This is a genomic window from Streptomyces sp. URMC 127, assembly GCF_051386535.1.
Classification (GTDB): domain Bacteria; phylum Actinomycetota; class Actinomycetes; order Streptomycetales; family Streptomycetaceae; genus Streptomyces.
On the sequence record NZ_JBPQTW010000341.1, the window covers coordinates 1 to 4,480 of the forward strand.

The 4,480-nt window shown below is 71.9% G+C and carries 1 protein-coding gene; it reads right to left on the reverse strand.

What is annotated here, in order from left to right:
- The coding region (locus ACSNOH_RS33550; RefSeq protein ID WP_436725227.1) for an amino acid adenylation domain-containing protein at positions 1–4,480 on the reverse strand (4,480 nt) is incomplete at both ends.

The following is a 4,480-nucleotide window of genomic DNA, read 5'->3' on the forward strand; positions in this document are numbered from 1 at the left end:
TGATGCGCATACGCCGCCAGGCTCGCCTCCCGCACCCGACCGACCAGATCCGTGAACGTCGGGTCGCCGGACGTGTCGGTACGCAGCACAAGCGTGTTGACGAAGAACCCGACCAGGTCGTCCAACGCCTCATCCGTCCGCCCCGCGATCGGCGAACCCAACGCAATGTCCGTCCCCATACCCAGCCGCGTGAACAGCCCGGCCAACGCCGCCTGCAACACCATGAACACCGTCACACCGGACCGCCGAGCCAGGCGGACGATGTCGCCGTGCGTACCGGCGTCGAGCGTGAACCAAGTGGCTCCGCCCTCGTACGACATGACGGGCGGGCGGGGACGGTCGGTGAGTAGCGGCAGCTGCTCGGGCAGGCCGGCCAGCTGCTGCTGCCAGTAGTCCAGTTGCCGGGCGAAGAGGCTGTCCGGGTCGGTGCCGTCGCCGAGGAGAGCCCGCTGCCACAGCGTGTAGTCGGCGTACTGCACCGGCAGGGGTGCCCACGTGGGAGCGTCGCCGTACCGGCGGGCCGCGTAGGCGCCGACCAGGTCACGGGCGAGCGGGCCCATCGACCAGCCGTCGCCCGCGATGTGGTGCATCAGCAGCAGAACCACGCATTCGGTGGGGCCGGTGACGAACAGCCAGCCCCGTACGGGTAGTTCGGTGCCGAGGTCGAATCCGTGACGGGCGGCCTGCGCCAGCGCGGCGGGCAGTTCCTCTTCGCCGACGTGGCGGACTTCCCACCGCAGCTCGGCTTCTTCGGGGGCCAGGATGCGCTGCTGCGGCTGCCCGGCGGCGTCCGGGAACACGGTCCGCAGCGATTCGTGCCGCGCCACGACGTCCGTGAGGGCCTGTCGCAGCGCCTCTCCGTCGACGCGTCCGGTCAGCCGCAGGGCGAGCGGCATGTTGTACGTCGCCGAAGGGCCTTCGAGCTTGTGCAGGAACCACAGGCGCTGCTGCGCGTAGGACAGCGGCAGGACGTCCGGCCGCTCCATGGGGGCCGGCCCCGACCTCGCGCCGTCGGTCCCGTTCAGCCACTGGGCCAGGCCTGCCACGGTCGGGAAGTCGAACAGCTTCCGTACCGGGAACTCGACGCTGAGCACCTTGCGGATGCGGCTGATGAGGCGGGTGGCCAGCAGCGAATGTCCGCCGAGGTCGAAGAAACCGTCGTCCACACCAACCCTGGGCAGGCCCAGGACCTCGGCGAACAAGCCGCAGAGCACCTCTTCCTGCGGGGTGCGCGGCGCGCGCCCGGAGCCCGCGTAGTGGGGGGCGGGCAGGGCGCCTCGGTCGAGCTTGCCGTTGGCGGTCAGGGGCAGTTCGTCTATGCGGACCACGGCGGCGGGCACCATGTACTCCGGCAGCCGTTCCTGCAGGAAGTCCCGCAGCGTCGTCTGCGGCACGTCGTTCCCCGTCACCGCGTAGGCGACGAGGCGTTTGTCGCCGGGATCGTCCTCGCGCACGACGACCACGGCCTCGGTGACCCCGGGATGCTTGCGCAGGACGGCCTCGATCTCGCCCGGCTCGATGCGGAATCCGCGGACCTTCACCTGATCGTCCGCACGCCCGACGAATTCCAGCTCACCGGCGCCCGTCCACCGCACGACGTCGCCGGTGCGCAACATGCGGGAGCCGTCGCCCCGGAAGGGATCGGCGACGAACCGCTGCGCCGTGGGGCCGGACCGGTTCACGTAGCCCCGGGCCAGGCCCGCCCCCGCGACGTACAGCTCGCCCGCGACCCCGGCCGGCACGGGGCGGAGCCGGTCGTCCAGCACGTAGACGCGCGTTCCGGGCACGGGGCGGCCGATCGGTGTGTCCGACCCGGTCAGCGGTGCGCTCATCGAGACGCAGACCGTGGACTCGGTGGGTCCGTAGGCGTTGATCATCCGTCGCCCGGCGGACCACCGCCGGACCTGCTCCGGAGCGATCGCCTCGCCGGCGACCACCAAGGTCCGCAGGCCGGGCAGGGCGGTCCCCGGGTCGTCCACGGTGATGGTGGCCAGTACGGACGGGGGCAGGGTGACGTGGGTGATCCGCTGGTCGTGGAGGACGTCCAGCAGTGCCTGGCCGGCCAGCCTGCCGGGTTCGGGCACCACCAGGACCGCGCCCGAGGCCGCGGCCATCACCATCTCCCACACGGAGGCGTCGAAACTGGGCGACGAGAACTGCAGCATCCGGCTCGTCCCGTCCACCTGCAGCCTCTCGGCCTGGGCGGCGGCCAGGCACGCGATGCCGGAGTGGGACACCTCCACGCCCTTGGGCTGCCCCGTCGAACCCGATGTATAGATCACGAATGCCGCGTTGGAGGGCAGCGCCGCGGTCTCCGGTCCGGCCTCGGGATCAGCCGACGGATCGGTCGCCGGGTACGCGGAGAAGTCCCGGCCGAGCGCCTCGCCGTCGAGGACGAGCAGGGGCGCGGAATCCTCCAGCATGAACGCGATCCGCTCCGCCGGATACTCCGGGTCCACCGGCACATACGCACCGCCCGCCTTCAGCACCGCCAGAACCGCCGTCACCAGCTCGGCCGACCGCGGCAGCGACAGCGCCACCCGCTGTTCGGGGGCGACACCGCGCTCGATCAGCCAGTGAGCGATCCGGTTCGCCCGCTCGTTGACGTCGCGGTAGGACAGCTCGCGACCGTCCGCCACCATCGCCGTGGCAGTGGGCGTGCTGCGTGCCCGGCGCTCGAAGAGCTGCGCCAGGGTGGTGTCGGCGTCCGACGGGGCCGGGGCGGAGGCGAAGGAGGAGGGGGCGGAGACGGAAGCGGAGGAAGCGGCGGCGGAGGAGGTGTCGGCGGAGGCGCTGAAGCCCGACAGAAGCCGCTCCCGCTCGTCCGCGTCGAGCAGCACGTCCACATCACCGATGGACCGCTCGGGGTCGGCTGCGAGCCGGCCGAGGAGCAGTGCCCAGCGGGCCATGAGCCCGTCGACGGTCGGCCGGTCGAAGAGGGCCGTCGAGTACTCCACGAGCCCGGTGATGCCGTCGGGCCGGCCGTCGGCGTCGTGGTGCTCGGCGAGGTTCACCGACAGGTCCACCCGGGAGACCCCCGCGCCGACCGGCTCGGTGACGGCCTCGATGCCCGGCAGCGCGAAGGCCGCGCCGGGAGCGTTCTGCTGGGTGAACATCACCTGGTAGAGCGGGTGATAGGCCGTTGTGCGCTGCGGGTTGAGCACTTCCACCAGGTACTCGAACGGCACGTCCTGATGCGCGTACGCCGCCAGGTCCGTCTCCCGCACCCGGCCGATCAGCTCGGTGAAGGTGGGGTCGCCGGAGGTGTCGGTACGGAGCACGAGCGTGTTGACGAAGAAGCCCACCAGGTCGTCCAGCGCCTCGTCCGTCCGCCCCGCGATCGAGGAACCGAAGGGGATGTCAGTGCCGGCGCCCAGCCTGGTCAGCAGGGCTGCCATCGCGGCCTGCAGGACCATGAACACCGTCGCGCCGGTGCGCCGGGCCAGGCGCACCACCGCCTCGTGGAGACCGGCGTCCAGGCGCAGCCAGGTGTGCGCCCCCTCGTAGGAGGCGGTCTCGGGCCTCCGCCGGTCCGTCGGGAGCGTCAGCTGGTCGGGCAGCCCGGCGAGCTGACGCGTCCAGTAGCCGAGCTGCCGGGCGAAGAGGCTGTCGGGATCCGCCTGGTCGCCGAGGAGTTCGCGCTGCCAAAGGGTGTAGTCCGCGTACTGCACGGAGAGTGCAGGTGCCGGAGGCTTCGTGTCCCCTGCGGCGTATGCGCTCATCAGGTCCCGCATCAGGGGCCCCAGCGACCAGCCGTCGCCCGCGATGTGGTGCAAGAGGAGCATCACGACGGACTCCGTCGGACTGATCACGAACAGCCAGGCCCGCAGCGGGACGTCCCTGCCCAGGTCGAAGCCGTGCCGCGCCGCGCCCGCGAGCGCTTCCGGCAGCTCCTGCTCGCTCAGCTCCCGTACGTCCCAGGGGACCTCCGCTTGGGACGGAGACAGGATGTGCTGGCGCGGCTTGCCGTCGGCCTCCGGAAAGACGGTACGCAGCGCTTCGTGCCGCGCCACGACGGCTGCCAGCGCCTGGCGCAGGGCAGCGCGGTCGACCTCCCCGGTGAGGCGGAGGGCGAGCGGGATGTTGTACGTCGCCGAGGGGCCTTCGAGCTTGTGCAGGAACCACAATCGCTGCTGCGCGTAGGACAGCGGCAGGACGTCCGGGCGCTGCGGAACGGCGGTGAGGGCGGCCCTCGCCCCCCGTGCGACTCCGACCCGCGGCGCGAGGCCTGCGGGGGTGGGGGTCTCGAAGAGGGCGCGGATGGGGAGTTCGACGCCGAGGACGGTGCGGATGCGGCTGATGAGGCGGGTGGCGAGGAGGGAGTGGCCACCCAGGTCGAAGAAGCTGTCCTCGGGGGCGACGTGGGGGACGTTCAGGACTTCGGCGAAGAGGCCGCAGAGGACTTCTTCCTGGGGCGTGCGCGGTGCGCGGGTGCGGTCCGGGTCGGTCGCGTAGACGGGGGCGGGGAGGGCCTGACGGT